The organism is Nostoc sp. (assembly GCF_036917815.1).
GTDB lineage: Bacteria > Cyanobacteriota > Cyanobacteriia > Cyanobacteriales > Nostocaceae > Nostoc.
On record NZ_JBALEK010000039.1, the window covers coordinates 22,124 to 42,000 of the forward strand.

Sequence of the window (19,877 nt, forward strand, 5' to 3'; positions counted from 1 at the left end):
GAGTGATACCTACGATGGGTGGAGCGATCGCTGATTAGGAATGTTAGGCTTAATTCGGGATAAAAGTTAGTATCTCTTGAAGTGACTCTATCTAAATAGAGGTTGATGTATGGAATTACGTCCAATTAGAACCCAAGCTGACTATCAGGAAGCTCTTCGAGAAATTGAGTTGCTGTTTGATGCCGTCCCTAATACACCTGAATGCGATCGATTAGATGTGCTGAGTACCTTAGTAGAAGCTTACGAAAAGGCACATTTTCCCATTGAAAAACCAGATCCTATCGAAGCAATTCAATACTACATGGATACCCGTGGCTGGTCTCGTCGTGATTTGGAATCATGTCTTGGCAGTCGAGCTAGGGTATCTGAGATACTATCTCGTAAACGCTCCTTGACGTTGGAGATGATTCGGAAGTTAAATCAAGAGCTAGGTATTCCGGCTGAGATTCTGATCCAGCCGTATGATTCGGTGCAAACCTCTGCTTAATAATGGCCAGAAAAAAGCGACAAAATATGAACAATGAGTAATAACTTGTAAAATTTAAACAGCGAAAAATTCCTCCATTCTTATGAGTGAAAAACTTCAGACCGAAAAAGACAAGCTACAGGGAAGCACTAGTATAGAGATAAATCAAGAAACAGAAAACGAAAAAGTTTTATGTTCTCATTGCCAGCGTACTGCTACGAACGGTATTAAATGTAAAGGTATTTGTGTGGCTGATAATGACTATTAAGGGATAAATTCTATGGCTTTGTCACAAACTCTATTATGAGTAATATCAATTCTAATCCTCAACAAAGTTTGAGAAATCGGATTAATAATCAAATTCTAGATCATCCTTTTACAGACTATTGGGATATTTTTATCCTTAAACATCAGCATCCAATCAATATTACTTTACACATTTGGGGGATATTATTTTTTTACGGCTTACTCTTTTATACTTGTAAATCGCAAAACTTTTGGTTACTCTTGGGCTTACCATTAACTCAATTCTTGGGATTAACCGGACATTTTTTCTTTGAGCGTAGCCATATTGATTTGCAAGACGCTGTTTTTTCTTGGCGGGCTTCTTACTGTTTGGGTAAAATGTTATTTAGGATTTTGATGGGTAAATATCAAGATGATATTCGCCAACGACAAGAAATATTAAATAATTATATATCAAAAAATTATGCAAATATTCAATAATTGGAATGTAATTGCTAAGGGTTGGTATATTGCCTGTCCTAGTCATGAAATACCTAAAAAAACAGCAAAATCTGTAGACGTGTGCGGTCAGAAAATTGCCATTTTTAGAGGTGAAGATGGGCAAGTGCGGGCTTTAGATGCTTACTGCCCTCATTTGGGGACAGATTTAGGAATTGGGAAGGTTGATGGTAATTGGATTCGTTGTACATTTCATCATTGGGCATTTGATGAAACAGGGATTTGTCAAAATATTCCCTGTCAATCAGAAATTCCTACTCAAGCTAAATTACAAGCTTATGCAACAGAGGAAAAATATGGATTTATCTGGATTTATCCAGATGCTAAAGCACCAGAAAAAGTGGTTGATTTTGATGAATTGAAGGATAAAGAAATTATTACAAAAGCTGATAACGCATTTGCCAGAAGTTGCCATCATCATATTTGTATGATGAATGGGATTGATGCTCAACATTTAAAAACAATTCATCATTTAGACATCAAAATGGATCTGTCGCTACATCAAAGCAAATTAGGTACAGAAATAGACTTTACAATGCGGGGACAATTTCCTCAAACTACTTGGAGAGAAAAGTTAGCTCAAAGATTTCTGGGTTCCACATATCAGTATTCAATGCGTTATGCTCATGGTTGCATTGGCTTGTTAACAATGATGAAAGATGTGCGGCTTTTTCCGCCACTATATATGATATATGCTTATACTCCAATTACACCTGGAAGAACGAGAATTCAACCAATTTATGTAACTGAAAAACGTCAAGGTATTGTGGGATATCTGCTGAGTCAGTTTTTGCTATTTTGTACTCGCTTGGCTTACTATATGCTCAGAGATGAAGATGGCAAGATTTACGACAATATTCGCTTTAATCCGAAATTACTTCTTAGTATTGATCAGCCATTAGCTCAATATATGGACTATGTAAACCAGCTAAAACCGTCTCGATGGTCAAAAAATAGCGGTATAAAATAGTAGGTTGGGTTAGCGATCGCGTAACCCAACAAAAGCTTTGACAATGTTGAGTTTTGTTTCTCAATTTAAGAGGTTGTTTTAAAAGTATTATTGCTAACATCTAAGCCTCGGAAACCCAACCCCTCTTCCCTACAAGGTAAAGGGGGTTTCAAAGCCTCTCTCCGTTGCGGGGAGAGGTTTGGAGAGGGGTTTTTAGTATACTTTAAGACTATTTCAAACATCCTCTAACCTATACCTGAATTATTTTGTAGAGTAGGTAATGCCCACCTGAGAAGGTGCAAGATGTGAATACGGAATTGTAGCGTAAATAACCATTCTGGAATCTGTCACATTACACCGTAATTTTACCAAATTGGTCGATAAAGTGTTATAAAAAACATCTGACAAATCGAGTTTAGGTAATTTCCGAATAATGAAGAGTTTGCTGATTCCTGTTCAAAAGTTGCAACCAAGCGATCGCACCGCCATGTATGCGCTACTACAAAATCACTTTAAAGGTATAACCTGGGATGGATTTCAAATTGATCTAGAGCGTAAAAACTGGGTTTTGTTGTTGAGAGATGAAACATCCAACGCACTCAAAGGATTTTCAACTCTGATGTTATGCCAAAAAACTTTTTTGGGAGAAAAAATTAGTGTAGTATATTCCGGCGACACTATCGTTGATCCTAGTGCTTGGTCTAGTACAACACTACCACGTTGCTGGATTGCCGCTATCAATTTTCTGCGTCAACACTATGCAGAAAATAAACTTTACTGGCTGCTAATTTGCTCTGGTTTTCGCACTTATCGTTTTTTGCCTACCTTTTGGCAAGATTTCTATCCTCGTCATGATGTCACAACACCTGCCGATGTTAAGAATCTAATGGGGAATTTGGCACGGGAATACTATGGTAGTTTATACCAAGAAGCAACTGGTATTGTCCGGTTTCCGCATCCCCAAATTTTACGGGAAGGGTTGATTGAAATTCCATCAGGACGACAGACTAATCCACATATCCAGTTTTTCGAGGAAAAAAATCCCGCCTATCGTTTAGGTGATGAATTGGTTTGTTTAACTGAAATTAACTATGACAATCTCACCCGTGCTGGACAACGGATGTGGCAATCAAATTCATTGTTACAATCTGTACAAGATCCTGTTCTTATTTAATTTTTCCTCATATCAATTCAAAAAAAATTGCGCCGGATAAGGTATTGAATAAAGCTACCAATCACTTTCCCTATATATCAATTTTCATGAGCATCGGTGATATTTTATGCATTCTACCAGCCCACACTCAAACTTTAACAATCCAACGCAATTTGTGGAGGGATGGTACTGGGCATTACCATCGAGAAAATTAAAATTTAGCAAGGTGAAAGCTGTAACCTTGCTGGGTAGAAATTTGGCAATTTATCGGGGAGTTAGTGGTGAAGTGGTGGTGGTGGATGCTTATTGCCCACACATGGGCGCTCATTTAGCAGAAGGTAAGGTAGAAGGTGATGGAATTCGCTGCTTTTTTCATAATTGGAAGTATGACAGTCGCGGAATTTGTGTAGATGTTCCTTCTCTGGGAAAACCGCTACCTGTGTGTATTAAGACTTGGCACACTGCGGAAAAGTATGGCATGATTTGGGTTTGGGTGGGAGAAGAAAAGCCAAATTCACTGCCCTTTGTACCAGAATTAGAACAGGCAGACTGTGATTATATATTGGGGACTCGCTTTGTCAAAAACTGCCATCCCAATGTCTTACTAATTAACGCAATTGATGCTCACCATTTCAATACAGTACACAATCTGCCCTTAGAGATTGTATTTAATTCTCAAGACCTCAACCCCAACGCTATTAGCTTCAGCAACACTACACGGGGAGGGGATGATTCCTGGTTAATTCGCCTGATTCGTCCTCTATATCGCAACGAAGTTACTTATAGTATGTGTTACTGGTATGGCAGCACTGGTACTGTAACGCTAGGCCCGGATTTTCTGCACTTTTACATTCTATTTACACTGCGAATGATCGAAGGTGGTAAAACAGAAGGGCAAACAATTCTTGTCACTCCCAAGCGTCCGAGATTTTGGGGATGGGTTTTAAATCGTGGTTTGTTATGGTTAACTCAACAAGTTGGTAATTACTTCGCAAAAGGAGATACACAGGTATTTAAAACAATTCAGTTTGATTTGAAGACTCCCACCAAAGCAGATGAATCTATTCTGAAATTTATTCAGCACGTTAATCACCAGAAAGCCTTAACCTGGGGAACTTGGGACACTGTTAATTATCCAAATATTCAAACTCTATCAACACCTAACCCTGAATTCACATTAATTGAACAGGAAAAAAATGGATTTAAAATATAATATTGTCGGTTTGGATCTACCGCACACTGATTCTCATGATCGTTTGCGACGTATATTAACAGCAGCATTACCCAATCAAAATAATTATGCTCCTTACCCACAATCAAATTATTGGGATGCTGATTTTTTCAACTTACATCAAGTTAAAGTTTTTCAAGAATCTAATATTAATGAACAATCTGCTATTCTAGAACTTGCCAACCGCAGTCTGTTAGAAGAATCTTATGTTATTGAGAAAGCAGGCGTTGGCTACATGGCAAAAATGGTACTGTTAGCAGAAACAGTTGAAGAACGAATGCTTTATGGACTGTTTACGGCTGATGAAGCTACCCACCTTCACCAAATTAGCCATTTTTTACCAGAAATGGAAGTAAATAGCACGGACGATCCGTTTGTGCGCTTACTATCAGAAGTGGTTGAAAGTGCAGATAAAACAGTTTTGTTGTTTGTGCTGCAAGTCGTTTTAGAAGGATGGGGTTTAACCCATTATCGGCGTTTAGCGAAGGAATGTCGCTATCCAGTTTTAGCAGAACTTTTTTCCAGCTTTTTACAATCTGAATCTCGTCATCACGCCACGGGAACCACCTTGTTTAATCAAATTACTGTTTCAGCATTTAGTCAAACAACAATTCTTGATGTATTGGCACAGTTTTTGTTTATGGTACAGGTGGGGCCACAAAGTCTACTAACAGCAGTTGAACAGGTGAAAGGACATCTGACGCGATCGCAAAAAATCCAAATCTTAGAAGAACTAGATACAGAGACTCATAGCGGAACCCGATTACAAATATTGCGATCGCTCATGGGAGGAAAATCAGCCCAGTCTATCCTGCAAACCTTAGAAGAACGCGGAGCCTTTGAACCCCTCCCCGCCCATCAATGTGTGTAATAAATATCAATCTTATCTCTGCGTGAAATAAAAACGGATATGGAAAAAACTATTCATCGCAAATTACAAATTAACCACACGCGCAACAAACAGCAAGATCATACTGCTTTAATGGATGAAGCAGTTACCAATTTTCGCTATGAAGATTGCCAAAACGAGTATTGGAACCCAGAGGAATTTTCCCTGCTATACGGTACACCTCTATGGGAAGAGTCAAGCCAACATCAGCGTATAATTTTAAACCAGCTTTACTGGGTAGCTTACTACTCACAAATTGTTTCTGCTGAAATTGCAACTATCTTTTTCAATCAAACCAGTGCAGCCGGACTTTACGCTCAAGAAGATTTTCGCTTAATCTGCGATACCTTAGATTTGGAATCCGCCCAAGAGCGATCGCACATTAACGCCTTCCGCACAATTGCCAAACAGGTTGAACAAGCGTTATTTGGGGAACTTCTCTTTACCTACCCCATGCGTAGCCCCTTTACAGAAACGATGGTTTATGCTGACACCAATGCTCTAAAAACTTGGTGGAAAAAAATTCAACTTCAGTACTTTGGGCTAATTTCTGCGAATAATACTTTTTTGGCTTGTCAGTATTTCACTGTCCGGGGAGTACGGACACTAAACGGCAAGTTAGTACAGCACAAACTCAGCAATTATTATCAAAAACATCCCCATCCTGAAGCTGCTCCCATTCCTGCTAAAGTCTCCTATTATCACTTCATGGATGAAAGTTTTCACTTCAATAGTTCGACTATTATATCTCACGATGTTATCACTTGTCTTAAGCCACCGACTGCATTTGAGCGACTGGTGGCTAATTTAGGATTGCTGGGATGTCAGCGCGATCATTATCATTTTTCGGCGGCGATAAACGGGATTTTTTGGTACGATCCGGCGCTCTATGGCAAGATTTATCGGGTGTTGCGATCGCCCATTTTTCAGATGAGTGATAGGGATGCTAAAGAAATGATGCGGCGTTGTTTTACGGAGGAATCGGAAGGATTGCAGCACAGTTTTTCAACTCATCAGGAAGCGATGAAATCTTATCAGGTGTATGTTGAAAAACTCGATTATCTTTGGCAACGTAATCGTGATATGTCACTGATGGCTACTAATTCAATTTCTCGATATTTGGCAACTCAAAAAAGGGCTTTTCAAGGTTTTGAACACCAAGAGGATTTGTTTATATCTCACGCAAAGGCGGAAAGGCGCAAAGAAGAATGGGAGAGTGTTGTTTAGGTAACAGTGTTTTTGTTATGGCTGATTTGTGTAAGATATCGTTTCCGGGAAGTGATTTTGTTACTATCACTCTGAAATGTCATCAAAGTTTGTCTGAACATCTCACGATTCAGAATTCACCTGTTTTATTTGGTTGTCGAACTGGTATTTGTGGCACTTGTTTGGTTGAGGTTATTGGTGATATTCCTCCACCTCAACCTGATGAACAGGAAATGCTGGAAACTTTAGCAGCTAATCATTCTCATGCGCGGTTAGCGTGTCAGGTTGATGTTACAGGTAATCTTGAAATTCGTAAGATTTAGATGGTGATTTAAAAAAAACTAAAAGAACAAGTATGGATTTGTCAATTCGCAATTTACCCGAACCACTTAAGCTTATTTTTAACGAAAATCAGCTTCCGCCATGTTCAGATTTGGAAATAATTCAATTTGAACAACAAGGTATTATTTTGCCCAGTAATTACAAAGACTTTCTCAAGATTATGGGGCATGGTGCTGGTAAGTTTTTGCGTGGTTCAGATTGCTTTTACCAGCATCTACCGCAAATTCAAGAATGGGCTAAACAACTTTTGGTAGAAAATGATTTTCCTGAAGCTTTGCCAGAGGATGCTTTTGTATTTTTCATGCACCAGGGTTATCAGTTTAGCTTTTTCAGGCTTTCAGAAGGTGATAATCCACCAACTTACTCATATTGCGAAGGACAGGAAGAGTCTTATTTTGTCAAAAGTCATGATACCTTTAGTGATTTTCTAGCGGTGGAAATAGACCTTTATTTAAAATCTTCAATGTCTCTAGCGAGTTAGATATTTAGCACATCAAATGGAAAATCAGCTTTTTCTATACCCACTATTGCGCTTGTCAGTTTTGAGGAATGTTGGTTTTCATAGCGTCAACTCAACCTACTCGCTTTTCTCTTCAGGTATTCGTATCTGTTTAAGTGCTTTTAGCGTGGCAGCCGAATTAGCCATTTGTAGCCGTGCAAGTTCTTTTAGCGCATTTGAATTAGGTATTAGTGTCTGTTCGATTGCTTTTTGCATTAATAAATTAGGGTTCAGGCTCAGTCCAATTGCTTTCTGCATATCTGAATAATTAATTTGTAACCCTGCAAGTTTTTTTAGCGCATCTGAATTAGGTATTAGTGTTAGTGTCTGTCCAATTGCTTTATGCATATCTGAATAATTAATTTGTAACCTTGCAAGTTCTTTTAGTACAGCTGAATTAGGGTTCAGGCTCAGTCCAATTGCTTTCTGCATATCTGAATAATTAATTTGTAACCCTGCAAGTTCTTTTAGCGCATCTGAATTAGATATTAGTGTCTGTCCAATTGCTTGCTCAATAACCTTATCATTTTGTTCATCAATCAAGTCAGCATCGGCAATTGCATTTGTTTCTTCAATTGATCTTGGATTAATCTCAACCATCAATTTATCTTTAGCCATTTCCAAAAACCGTTGAGTTCGATATATCCAAAATGGCTGTTTCACATATTCCTGAAATTCGCGTCTTAGTTCTATATGCGGAGAAACGATCTCTCCATTGTTTTTTATCCACCAGTCTCCTTTTTTCTCCCCTGTCACAAAAACAATGGGTACAGACCCTCTCTGTGCAAAAGTTAATATTTGTTTCCAAAGAATGAAGTCTCCATACTTCCGTTCATCTCCCTTGTCTTTAACATCCCCAAAGCCAGGAGGTTGTAATTTTTTGTATCTATCTTCGGCTTCTTTATACAAGCTCTGTAAAGTTTGCTCATCGTAGGGTTCTCCCACTTTTGACTCAAATATTGAGAGAATACTTTCCAAAATACTGTCATTGTCTGCATCAAATGGAAAATGAGCATTGGCAAGCTCATTTATCTTTTCTCGAAAAACCCTCTCGACCTCATCCACTGCATCAAGATAGTTTTTCTGCATATCAAATAAAGAGTCCACTTCAGCAGCTACAATCCTTCCTGCTTCGTTAAGTTTACCTCGAAGACTGTTAAATTTATTTTGTTCAGATTTCCATTTTTCTAGTGCTGAAAGAGCTTTCTTAAAAGATGCTGCCTCCGAGTCAATGATTTCTTCTCGCCTTGTCAAAAACTCGTCGGCTACTTGATAAGGCAGCCAAATTCTATTTTGAAGCTTTTCCAATATTTTTAGAAAATCCTCTACAGTAGGACGCGATACCCGATATAAATCAAGGAGAAAATTTGTATCAAAGACAAAAGTGGCATTTTCCCACAGCTTTGAAAAATCAGCCTCAGATGGGCGAAGTCTCCAGGAAAATAAGTTTCTCATATACAGGGGATTAAATTAAGAATTTTAGTATGATTATAATGTAAAAAATGAAACTTTTCCAACTGAATATTCATTGGAAGGTGATTAAATTACTTGGCTTGATATTTCTGTACCTTTTGCAATTCCTCGTAGTCGGGATAAGTTACCCTTTTTCAATTCAGAACTAGTTTCTTGCTGTAGCGACTCCAAAAGCACCTGCACTAATGTCCAGCGATCGCTAATTGGTAACTCTAATACCTGCTTTTGCAGTTGTTGTAATGTCATGCTCGTTTTCCCATCTGAGGTTATCTCATTTTTAATTGTAAATTAGCTCTTTTGCAATTCGATAGGTACAGCAATGCAGTTCTACCCAAGACATTGCCATAATTTAAATACGATCGCTCCTACCCACCATGCAATTTGCAGATTTCTGGTACATTGTCGCACTCAGCGAACAGTTACAACCTAACAAGGTATTATCACGCACCGTTTTAGGAGAATGGTTAGCGATATTTCGCGGTGAAGATGGACAAGCCGTAGCTTTGCGCGATCGCTGTTTACACCGCAATAGCCGTCTATCATCAGGTAAAATCTGTAACGGTGCTTTACAATGTCCCTATCATGGTTGGGTATATGACGGGGTTGGAAACGTGATTGCTGTTCCAGCCGAAGGAGATGACTTCAAACCTTCGCCACAGCGTCGAGCCAAGTGTTACGCTACCAAAGAACAGGATGGCTATGTTTATGTGCGGTTAGCCGATAGCCCAAGTGTTGCCCCAAGTCTTAATTTTGAACCCTTTTCTATGCCTCACTACGGAGAAACAGGATGGGAGACGGTGCGGGTAATTAACCATTTTTCTAACAATGTTACTAATTGTGCGGAGAACTTTATTGATATTCCCCATACGGCTTTTGTTCATCCTGGTGTTTTCCGTACTTCTCGCCAACAAAAGTTAGAGATGACTATTGAACGCCAGAATGGTTCGGTTTTGGTGGAGTATCGCAACGAAAACAGTAATTTGGGATGGTACAGCCGTTTTCTAAATTTGCAGAGTGCAGAGATTAAACATAGCGATCGCTTTTATATGCCAAATATTACCTCTGTAGAGTATAAGATGGCACATAATCGCCATTTGTTCATTACCAGTCAATCTATTCCAGAAACTGATAATTCAACTCTGGTTTACACCGATGTCACCTACAACTATGGTATTTGGAATAAGTTAGCACGTCCCTTTGTGCGGTGGACTGCTCAACACATTATCCGCCAAGACGTGGAAATCTTGGGTATTCAAGGGGAAGCGATCGCTAAATACGGGACACAATTTTATAATACGTCTGCGGACACAATTCATATATTTGTAGAGTCAATTATGGCAGCCATATCTCGTGGAGAAGATCCGCGTTTATTGCCAAATCAATCAGTAAAAGTTACATTTTGGGTTTAAGAATAATTTGTAATTACCCCCCTTAATCCCCCCTTGTAAAGGGGGGATATCGGAAAATCCAGTTCCCTCCCCTTTATAAGGCAGGGCTGTTTCATTCGTTCAGATCAGAATTTTGTCAAGAGTATCAACCAGAAAATTTAGTGAGTTGGTAATCGAAAAATTACTGTTTCAATCGGTAAATTTAAGTGCGATCGCCTGGTTTTTGACCCAATTAGAGTGTTTAAAAACCTGATTTTTTTGACTGATACGCTTGTAAATTAAGGTCTTTTGGGGAATGAATCAGCCCTGCTTTATAAGGGGAGGGTTAGGGTGGGGTAAAACCCATGTTTAAAATCAGTGTGAGCAATCAAAAGTGGGAATACAAAACTTTTCACAAATACTAATTTTTGGCTCTTTTATTGGATTAGTTGGTTGGACTATTACCAATCAAATTGGACGAACTCAACTCAAAGTTAAAAGTCATGAAGATTGGTTGCTAGATGGTACAGGATTAACGATTCAAGGAATTTTGATTCCCTTACTACAAGCAACTTTAGTTTATTGGCTTTATAAAAACTTACTACCCACTCAAAAAGGATATTTTCAACTATCATTAATTCCGGCTTTTATTATCAGTTTTATTGTGGTTGATTATTTATATTATTGGAATCATCGTTTATTACATACTAAATTATTGTGGAAGGTTCATCAAGTCCATCATACTGTTACTCAGATGGATGTATTGGGAACTTCTCGTAACACACTTTGGACGAGTTTGTTAATTATTTATTTATGGATACACACTTTGTTTTTATATCTGTTAGCCGATCCAACAGGTTATTTACTTGGAGTAAGTCTAACTTCTGCCTTAGATTTATGGCGACATAGCCGCTTAATAATTCCTGAAAATAGCTGGCTTTATCAATTTTTATCTCCTTGGTTAATCTTACCACAGGATCATGCTTGGCATCATTGCCGTGAAGTCCACAATTATAACTATGGGGCTAATCTGAAAATTTGGGATAAGTTACATGGAACATATTATGAAAGCGAAAAATTGCCATCTATAATCGGAATTCCTCTATCATTAAACTTGCTCCAAAAACTTTTATTTCCATTTCCATGACAGTTATAAGTAAAATTCTTTTGTTTTTTCCCACCATTGTATTATTGCTAACTGGGGCAGCAATAGTCTACCTTGCCTATTCACCCAACATCTTCAGCATTATGGCGGTGTTGCTTTCTATTTATGGGCTACCAGTGCTAGTTTACCGCTTGCATGAATGGGTTTATCCTCTGCGGGAGGGTATTAGTTATCTACAAGGTAAAGAATATAGTCCCTGGTGGGGTAGTCATCAAATTCAGGTAATTTATATTGCAATTCCGGCGTTAGAAGCAGTGTTGCGACTGATTCCGGGGGTGTTTTCTTGTTGGTTGCGATTGTGGGGTGCTAAAGTAGGGCGAGATGTTTATTGGACACCAAGTTTAGAAATTGCCGATCGCAGTTTGTTAGAAATTGGCGATCGCGTCGTTATCGGGCATCGTGTCGGTATCTATTCTCACATCATTAAACCCCGTAAGCAAAATTTAATGTTGTATGTCAAAAAAGTCAAGATTGGCAGCAATGTTTTTGTGGGGGCTGGATCTAATCTTGCTGCTGGTGTAGTCATTGGTGATGGTTCTTATTTACCAGCAGTCAGCAACCTTTATCCTAATCAAAAGGTGCAATAATGCGTCCGATTATTCAGCTTTTTGGGCAAATCCTCGCACCAACGGCGAGGCGATTTCATCAAGCTTTGGATAACCCAGAGTTAATGCAGACATCTGTACAGAAGGAAATTTGCGATCGCCTAATCAAGAGTGAGTATGGTAAAACTTTGGGAATTCATTCTGTAAAGGATTGGCAGCGTGTACCAATAGTAGATTATGATACACTCGAACCCTACTTAAATCAAAAACCTCAGCAAATTTCCCTCACTCCCGAACCCATTTTGTTCTATGAAAAAACCTCTGGTAGTAGTGGGGCGGTGAAATGGATTCCTTATACTCAATCTTTGCGGCGATCGTTTAATCAGATGTTTTGTGTATGGGCGCATGATTTAATTGTAAATGGCCCGAAATTTTCCACAGGTAAGATTTATGCTTGTATCTCGCCGCAATTAAATGTAGCTGATAGCCCAACTTTACAGGATGATCTAGATTATTTAGATGGCTGGTTGCGTTGGTTTTTGCGTCCTTGGTTGGTGATGCCAAATAAACTTAATCGGCTGCATGACGCGAATTTGTTTAAACATCAACTGGCTTTGGCATTATTAGAGGCTGAAAAATTAGAAACTATTTCTATTTGGAGTCCTAGTTTTCTACAAGTACATTTAAAATATATTCAAGAGAATCAAGATTTATTGCAAGCAGAATTACAAAACCGGATTTCACATCATCGCTTGCAACTTCTCAGCAAAAATAATATTCCCTGGATGGAACTCTGGCCAAATTTGAAGCTGATTTCTTGCTGGGATAGCGCCAATGCAGCAGATCAAGCTCAGGGATTAAAATCGCAATTTCCAGGCGTATTAATTCAAGGTAAAGGACTACTAGCAACCGAAGCCCCAATAACGATTCCGTTGATTGTCGCTGGGGGATGTGTGCCGGTTCTCGATGAAGTATTTTTTGAGTTCGAGGATGATACTGGTTCCCTGTCTGGTTTACATGAACTCAACATTGGCAAGGAATACACGATTATTTTATCCCAGAAAGGCGGATTGTATCGTTATCGAATAGGCGATCGCATCCGGGTAACTCATTACTATCGCCAGACTCCCTGTTTGGAGTTTCTCGGACGACATCAAGCTATTAGCGATTTGGTGGGCGAAAAGTTGCAAGAAACCTTTGTAAATAATGCTCTGACTCTGTTGAACTTGCAAGGAACTAATTTTAAAAGTTTGATGCCCATTGCCGATCCTCCACATTATATTTTATTACTAGATTCGGCAAAAGAAACGCCAGAAATTATCGCTCAACAACTGGATCAGGCTTTATCAGGATCATATCATTACAAGATAGCGCGATCGCTCGGTCAACTTGCACCACCACAGGTTTTAATCTCTAATCAAATTCCTGAAGTCTTAGTTTCCCATCGTATCTGCGCTGGAAGTGTTTGGGGAGGTATTAAGCATCCAATTCTGGCAACATCACCCATTAGCACTGAACTTTTACAAGAATTGAAGTTGGAAATTGCCCAGAAATAACTAGATGGACAACAATATTTACAGTCATATCATGTCCGCTTGATTGCTTATTAAACCCGAAGAACCCCACCCCCGCCAAAGCAATGCTTTGTCTCCCCTCCCCGCAAGCTCTTAGGGGCTGGGGGTGGGGTGTATTGACTGTGGTTAGGGACTTCCAAGAAATAAATTATCCAAATAAACGAACCACAGAGACACAGAGAACACAGAGGAATAAGGAGAAGAGAGTTTTTTCGCCAGTTTTTTGAGTATTTTTTTATTTGGAAGTCCCTTAGCATAACTAATTATGCGGACATGATATCATTGCAAATTCGCTACAGTTACCAAAACTGCAACGGTGAGCAAATTCCAGCTTGCTCAAGACTATTCTAGATAAACAGTACTGAATTCCCAGTGCTGTTATACCGTTTCACTTGAATTCTGATACACAAATTTAATATGAGGATTTAGCCATGTCTTACCCGATTCCGTCCAAAATGTGGCAGCGAGTCAGTATTGCAACATTGTTGTTATTGATACCGTCAGCAGGAATTGCAATTTTACGTCAGTCTGCTACCGTTGCGGTTCCAACCAATCAGACTCCTCCCAGTTCAACCTCTATTCTACCCAATCACCCTGACTACCAAGCACTCCAGGCATTAGTACAACAGTATAGTTGTGTCGTCCCCGTCCAAAACTTTGGCACTCTTCCTGTAACCCGGACTGAGTTTGCCGCAGTCTTAAATGCCTGTGTGAATCGGAGCAATGAGCTAATAGCGACTGACCCCAAGATTGTTACCCAAGCAGATATAAAAACCCTGCAACGCTTGCAGTCAGAATTTGCACCAGAGTTAGCAAGCTTAAGAAGTCCCATAGATGAATTGGAAGCTCCTAATCAAAATACCAGAGAACGTACTCAAGCCGAGGCGAACCGAAAAACTCAACCCTTATCCACACTGATAGCCCCACTTCCTAGTATTTCGTCTGGCTCATCTGTGGATCAACTTGCTAGCCGTCCCGTAAGTCCTAAATTCCGAGATGGTGGTAGTGTTGGAAGGTTTGCCCCCCAAGCTCAAACAGATAGCAAATTCAATACAGAAAACTACAACCGAATTGACGATAATCCCTTTCATCGCGTCAGTAATGACCCCCTTTCCACCTTTTCTATTGATGTCGATACAGCATCCTACAGCAACGTGCGACGGTTTATTACTCAAGGTGAATTACCACCCAAGGATGCAGTGCGAATTGAGGAAATGATTAATTATTTTACCTATAATTATCCCCAACCAAAAGGCGACTCAGGGCAGAGCGATCGCCCTTTTTCCGTCACCACTGAAGTTGCTGCTGCTCCTTGGAATCCTCAACATAAACTAGTACAGGTGGGTTTGCAAGGTAAACGCCTCGAAAGCGAAACCTTACCACCCAGCAACTTAGTATTTCTGATTGATGTCTCCGGTTCTATGGATGACCCCAACAAATTACCCTTGGTGCAACAGTCTCTCAAGTTGCTGGTAAATAAACTGCGTCCTGAAGACCGGGTAAGTTTGGTAGTCTACGCGGGGAATGCTGGATTGGTGTTACCTGCTACTCCTGGTAGTCAGAAATCAAAAATTCTGGCGGCCATTGACCGCTTGGAAGCTGGAGGCTCCACAGCTGGTGGACAGGGCATTGAACTGGCTTACAAGATAGCCAAACAAAACTTCCTCAAATCTGGTAATAATAGAGTAATTTTAGCTACCGATGGAGATTTTAACGTCGGGGTTTCCAGTGATGCCGACCTGACGCGATTAATTGAACAGAAGCGAGATCAGGGAATCTTTCTAACGGTGCTGGGATTTGGCACCGGCAATTATAAGGACGGGAAAATGGAGCAATTGGCTGATCAGGGTAATGGCAACTACGCTTACATCGATACCCTATTGGAAGCCAAAAAAGTTTTAGTTAATGATCTCAGGGGAACTCTATTTACGATCGCCAAGGATGTGAAAATTCAGGTAGAATTTAATCCGGCGAAAGTCCAGGCATATCGCTTGATTGGCTACGAAAACCGCCTGTTGCAAAACCAGGATTTTAATGACGATAAGAAAGATGCAGGAGATATTGGGGCTGGTCATTCTGTCACCGCGCTTTATGAAATAATTCCCACTGGCACAAAGAGCGATGTGAAACTGCCGGAGGTAGACCCCTTGCGGTATCAGCGTTCTGGTGAAACTGCCGTGAATCCTGGCGGCAATGAGTTGATGCAGGTTAAACTACGCTATAAATTGCCCCAAGATAGCACCAGTCAACTAATTACCCAAACCATCCAAGATGATGATTTGAGAACCGACCAAATACCCTCTACAAACCTGAGATTTGCTGCTGCGGTGGCAACTTTTGGGATGCTGCTGCGTGACTCTGAGTATAAGGGGAATGCTAATTATGATTTGGTGATGAATTTGGCAACTCAAGGGAAAGGAGAAGATCGGGAAGGCTATCGCGGTGAGTTTATTCGCTTAGTAGAGCAATCTAGAGGATTGATTGCGAAAACAGGGAGTAGAGAGTAGGGAGTATGACATTGATCACACAATTCATATCATGTCCGCATAATTAGTTATGCTAACCACAGTCATTACACCCCACCCCCAACCCCTAAGAGCTTGCGGGGAGGGGAGACAAAGCATAGCTTTGGCGGGGTGGGGTTCTTCGGGTTTAATAAGCAATCAAGCGGACATGATATCACTTGACTAGCACCTTTGTTGCATTGCTTTGCACCTTTGTTACATTGCCTTGCATCTTTGTTGCATTGCTTTGCACCTTTGTTCCATCGACTTGCATCTTTGTTGCATCGACTTGCAAAAGTTAACCCATTTTACGTTACAACCCACACCAAAAAAAATACTCAACTATTTCTTGTGGGGTGGGTGTCTCACCCGCCCACAGCCAAAGGCACTCATGTTGCCCACTCCACAAGATTGGATAATTTATTTGTTGTCAGTCCCTTACGCTTGAATCCGAAGTGTTAACAGCACAGTACTGGTGAGGGTTTGGGAAGGTAGCCAAGCTAAAAGCGATCGCTTAATTAATTCAATCACTGTCTGTTCTTTCAGAGATGAAGCCTGTTCATCAAGCATTAACTGTTTTACCCGTCCCTGCTTAACCTGGAATTCAAACACCAAATCACCACCGAAACCCCTAGGGAGTTGAATTGCTTGCAAGTATTGAGTCAGCAAAGAAATCATCTGCTGATCCAATCCCGTTACGCTCACAATCTGTAAATGAGGGACAGAAGATTCTTCTTTCTGTAAGGCTTTGAAATCTTGCAACCGATCATCTACGCTCATCTCTTCAAACTGTGGCATCAATTGTTCAGAAACTGATGACAAACTTTCAAGATTACTCAACTCATCAACCTCTGCAAATCCAATTTCTGGCTCTGATGCTGGAATATCGAATTCCATCGCCAATGACTCCATCTCCTCAAACCGTGGCATTGGTTTTGCTGGAGCAGGTGCAAACCTTGGGGCTGGTGGGGGTGGTGCAGATACTGGGAATGCTGGCGCTGGTGCAGATTGTTTCTTCGCTTCCCGGCTGCGCCTTAACATTCCACCCCCAGGAGCAGCGCTAGAAGCAACGTTACCAAAGATACCCTCATGGCTAATAGCTTCAGGTATTTCCACAGGTACTTGCACAGATACATAATCCTCGTTGGGATTGACTCTGACATCATCACTAACGGCAACAAAAGCGGTATATTGCGATAATAGTTGATAAGTCAGAGCCGTATCTGTCACTGCTTCCACACCTTGCTTTGTGTCACCACTCACCATTTGATTCATTAAATCTTTGATGCGAGAACGCCCCCAAAGTTGAGCAATAGCAGGATTACCTGTTTGGGGAAAATTCAGATGAAAACTGTGCTGATAACGCCTACCACCCGCAGCAATGCCAGTGATGTGCAGTTTTCCAGAATGGGCATCTGGCTTGCGTCCAAATAACACTAAGGGTTGCTCTGCAAATAAATCTGGTGGTGTAGACGGATACATGATTGGAGATTCCCCATCACCCTCCCATTGCAATTGGATATTGGCAAGGACTGGATTATTGATTTGGCGGAAGAATTTTTCTACCACCTCATCTACAGGTTCATCGTGGCGAATAATATGAGCAATACCTCGTCCTAATTCTGCAATCCGATTGAGTAAGAAGCGATTCACCGAACTACCAGCACCAAAGCTATGAAGGCGGGTTCCTGGTTGGAGACGCTGTTTAACTTCTGCTAAAATTTGGTTTTCGTTGCCGATATAGCCATCAGTTAGTAAAACAATATTTTGCAAGCGTCCCGAATTTGTAGCTTTTAAGTTTAAAACGGTGCGAATACCGCCTAACATCTCCGTTCCCCCACCAGCGTTTAACCGATTGATATAATTGATTGCTAATGAGCGATTTTGGGAAGTATTGGCGAGGGGAACGGGTGAAAGTTGCTGTGTGGTATCGGAAAAATCAATAATGCTAAAGGTGTCATCGGGGTTGAGTCCATTGATAAAACGGCGCATCAATTCTTGACATTGCATCAGTGGTTCGCCACTTTGAGAACCGGAGGAGTCGATGAGAAACACCATATCTTTGGCGACTATCTCATCAGGACGGTACTCAAGGGCGGGAATCAAGTATAGTGCGAAGTGTCCACCCCGTTCATCAGCTTGGGTAAGCGTGGTTGTTTGGATGTTATTACTGGCGACTTGGTAGCGTAAAATTAGGTCTTTGTTGGGTATGGTGTCTCCACTTCCTAATTTGACATTCACTAACTGTCCTTCACGGATGATTTGGATTTGGTGAGAGGGTGAGTTGATATCCTGAATTTCAACGCCAGCATTAATTTCGATGGTGACATTAATATCATGACTTGAGCGCATCCCCGACGGTAAAATGGGAGCATTCAAGCGCGAAGCATCTGGAACTAAATCAGTATCTTGATTTGAAGTCATAGGTGCAATAGCTGAACCACCCCTGACTGCATCTTCTGCGATGGTGATTCCGGGAATGTAACGGGGGCCAACAACCATCGGGAAGACAAATTCGTAATTTCCACCCTCAAATTTTAGGCGATCGCTGTAGCGAATAATCACATCAATTTGTTCACCTGGCTTGATGTTCGCCAGGGATTGGGTGAAGATATTGTCTCGTTCTTGTTCGAGGAGTCCGGCTGTTTGTCCTTGTTTTCTGGCTTGTTCGTAGATGGCTACAGCTTCTTGGCGTTTTTTGATGCTGCCTTGAATGGTGCGATCGCCTATACGAATCAGCATATCATCAACGGCAGCTTCATCGGGTAAGGGGAAGATATAAACGGCTTCTAGGGTGGTGGTAAAAGGATTTTCAAAGCTTTGGGTAACTTCCACCCGTGAGATGTTACCATCTATTTTGGCTTTTACTTCAGTGTGTTTGAGGGGAAAAGCAATCTGTTGGTTAGAGTTTTGCAGATATAAGCCACTGGGTTGTTGTTCTAGGGTTTGAGTCATAATCTTTACCTGACGCTTTTGTTTGCTATCTCTAGCGTAGGCGGGTTTTTTTGGGAGATATGCTCAGTTTTATGCTCAGTTATTGGCTCAGTGATGGGTTTAGTCAGTATATAGTAGGGTGGGCATTGCCCACCGTATCATGGTTTTGTGCGGCATAGCCCTACCTACTTTACGCCGATTTTAGCAAGGCGATCGCTTTTAGCAGCATTTCCACAGATAGTATGAAAATTGTTCAAGAAGTTTCTTTAATCAGTGTTGGGAGTTTTGAAGAATCAGGGGATTGGTCTATCATTCGTACTGAAATTTGTGATGCTATCTCTCTTATTGTTCATCCTCCGGGTACATCCAACTTTACAATTAATCCCACAAGACATGGTAACGGTGTCAAGCCAATAAAAGAAGCTTGCATGATTGCGTTGAGAGATAGATTTACATGGAGGCTGGAAACTCGAATTAACTATGCAACCAAATCACCAGGAAAGGTGGACGCAACAAAAATAATAGATAATTATCTTTTTGCTCTGGAGTGGGAAACAGGCAATATTTCCTCAAGCCATCGCGCAGTTAATAAGATGGTTCTCGGATTACTACGCGGTGTCTTTTTAGGTACTGCTTTGGTACTTCCAAGCCGAAAACTTTATCCTTACCTAACAGATAGAATTGGTAACTACGAAGAGTTAGAACCATACTTTGATGTTTGGCGATCCGTTCAGATCCAAGAAGGTTTCCTGGCCATCTTCGTAATTGAACACGATCAGCTAGATAGCAAGGTACCAACACTTACTAAAGGAACAGATGGACGTGCATTATAGCAG

Annotated in this window: 19 protein-coding genes; 16 read left to right on the top strand and 3 right to left on the bottom strand. The window is 40.6% G+C overall.

What is annotated here, in order from left to right; translation table 11 throughout:
* Positions 1-109: 109 nt before the first annotated feature.
* The 10 genes from V7K97_RS10795 (at position 110) to V7K97_RS10840 (ending at position 7,461) form a co-directional block, all read left to right on the top strand.
* The gene (locus V7K97_RS10795) at positions 110-487 is read left to right on the top strand and encodes a helix-turn-helix domain-containing protein (RefSeq protein ID WP_292783496.1); all 378 of its coding nucleotides are present in this window, start codon (positions 110-112) and stop codon (positions 485-487) included.
* An 82-nt stretch (positions 488-569) separates the two neighbouring features.
* A complete protein-coding gene (locus tag V7K97_RS10800; RefSeq protein WP_334800915.1) occupies positions 570-734 on the top strand; it encodes a hypothetical protein in 165 nt (54 codons plus the stop codon).
* Positions 735-769: 35 nt separating this feature from the next.
* Complete coding sequence (locus V7K97_RS10805; RefSeq protein WP_334800916.1) at positions 770-1,192, top strand: Mpo1-like protein; 423 nt, start codon at positions 770-772, stop codon at positions 1,190-1,192.
* Positions 1,176-2,180, top strand: coding sequence for an aromatic ring-hydroxylating dioxygenase subunit alpha (locus tag V7K97_RS10810; RefSeq protein WP_334800917.1), 1,005 nt, complete (start codon positions 1,176-1,178; stop codon positions 2,178-2,180). The genes V7K97_RS10805 and V7K97_RS10810 overlap by 17 nt, the downstream gene beginning before the upstream one ends.
* A gap of 412 nt (positions 2,181-2,592) precedes the next feature.
* Positions 2,593-3,333: a hypothetical protein gene (locus V7K97_RS10815; protein WP_334800918.1), complete on the top strand. Its 741-nt coding sequence runs from the start codon at positions 2,593-2,595 to the stop codon at positions 3,331-3,333.
* Positions 3,334-3,439: 106 nt separating this feature from the next.
* Positions 3,440-4,525, top strand: a complete 1,086-nt coding sequence (locus V7K97_RS10820; RefSeq protein ID WP_334800919.1) for an aromatic ring-hydroxylating dioxygenase subunit alpha — start codon at positions 3,440-3,442, stop codon at positions 4,523-4,525.
* On the top strand, positions 4,509-5,414 hold the full coding sequence (locus V7K97_RS10825; RefSeq protein ID WP_334800920.1) for a ferritin-like domain-containing protein: 906 nt from the start codon (positions 4,509-4,511) through the stop codon (positions 5,412-5,414). The genes V7K97_RS10820 and V7K97_RS10825 overlap by 17 nt, the downstream gene beginning before the upstream one ends.
* 39 nt (positions 5,415-5,453) lie before the next feature.
* Positions 5,454-6,659, top strand: a complete 1,206-nt coding sequence (locus tag V7K97_RS10830) for a P-aminobenzoate N-oxygenase AurF (protein WP_334800921.1) — start codon at positions 5,454-5,456, stop codon at positions 6,657-6,659.
* A gap of 17 nt (positions 6,660-6,676) precedes the next feature.
* Entirely contained in the window at positions 6,677-6,961 is a 285-nt protein-coding gene (locus V7K97_RS10835; protein ID WP_334800922.1) for a 2Fe-2S iron-sulfur cluster-binding protein, read from the top strand.
* 32 nt (positions 6,962-6,993) lie between these two features.
* Complete coding sequence (locus tag V7K97_RS10840) at positions 6,994-7,461, top strand: SMI1/KNR4 family protein (protein WP_334800923.1); 468 nt, start codon at positions 6,994-6,996, stop codon at positions 7,459-7,461.
* A 96-nt stretch (positions 7,462-7,557) separates the two neighbouring features.
* On the opposite strand, the gene V7K97_RS10845 is transcribed toward V7K97_RS10840, so the two are convergent.
* Together V7K97_RS10845 and V7K97_RS10850 are read right to left on the bottom strand one after the other, a co-directional pair.
* Positions 7,558-8,934: a PIN-like domain-containing protein gene (locus tag V7K97_RS10845; RefSeq protein ID WP_334800924.1), complete on the bottom strand. Its 1,377-nt coding sequence runs from the start codon at positions 8,932-8,934 to the stop codon at positions 7,558-7,560.
* An 84-nt stretch (positions 8,935-9,018) separates the two neighbouring features.
* Positions 9,019-9,198, bottom strand: coding sequence for a hypothetical protein (locus V7K97_RS10850; RefSeq protein WP_334800925.1), 180 nt, complete (start codon positions 9,196-9,198; stop codon positions 9,019-9,021).
* 128 nt (positions 9,199-9,326) lie between these two features.
* Here V7K97_RS10850 and V7K97_RS10855 point away from each other — a divergent pair, with 128 nt between their 5' ends.
* From V7K97_RS10855 to V7K97_RS10875, 5 genes are all read left to right on the top strand, one after another.
* Complete coding sequence (locus V7K97_RS10855; RefSeq protein ID WP_334800926.1) at positions 9,327-10,361, top strand: aromatic ring-hydroxylating dioxygenase subunit alpha; 1,035 nt, start codon at positions 9,327-9,329, stop codon at positions 10,359-10,361.
* A 352-nt stretch (positions 10,362-10,713) separates the two neighbouring features.
* Positions 10,714-11,466, top strand: coding sequence for a sterol desaturase family protein (locus V7K97_RS10860; RefSeq protein WP_334800927.1), 753 nt, complete (start codon positions 10,714-10,716; stop codon positions 11,464-11,466).
* Positions 11,463-12,071 (top strand): DapH/DapD/GlmU-related protein, encoded by a 609-nt coding sequence (locus V7K97_RS10865; protein WP_334800928.1) that lies wholly within the window; start codon positions 11,463-11,465, stop codon positions 12,069-12,071. Before V7K97_RS10860 ends, V7K97_RS10865 begins: the two co-directional genes overlap by 4 nt.
* Positions 12,071-13,585: a GH3 family domain-containing protein gene (locus V7K97_RS10870; RefSeq protein WP_334800929.1), complete on the top strand. Its 1,515-nt coding sequence runs from the start codon at positions 12,071-12,073 to the stop codon at positions 13,583-13,585. The genes V7K97_RS10865 and V7K97_RS10870 overlap by 1 nt, the downstream gene beginning before the upstream one ends.
* A 449-nt stretch (positions 13,586-14,034) precedes the next feature.
* Entirely contained in the window at positions 14,035-16,110 is a 2,076-nt protein-coding gene (locus tag V7K97_RS10875) for a vWA domain-containing protein (RefSeq protein WP_334800930.1), read from the top strand.
* Between the two features lie 435 nt (positions 16,111-16,545).
* On the opposite strand, the gene V7K97_RS10880 is transcribed toward V7K97_RS10875, so the two are convergent.
* A complete protein-coding gene (locus tag V7K97_RS10880; protein WP_334800931.1) occupies positions 16,546-19,062 on the bottom strand; it encodes a VIT domain-containing protein in 2,517 nt (838 codons plus the stop codon).
* A 221-nt stretch (positions 19,063-19,283) separates the two neighbouring features.
* Between V7K97_RS10880 and V7K97_RS10885 the strand changes: the two genes are divergently transcribed.
* On the top strand, positions 19,284-19,874 hold the full coding sequence (locus tag V7K97_RS10885; RefSeq protein WP_334800932.1) for a restriction endonuclease: 591 nt from the start codon (positions 19,284-19,286) through the stop codon (positions 19,872-19,874).
* The last annotated feature ends 3 nt before the right edge of the window (positions 19,875-19,877 follow it).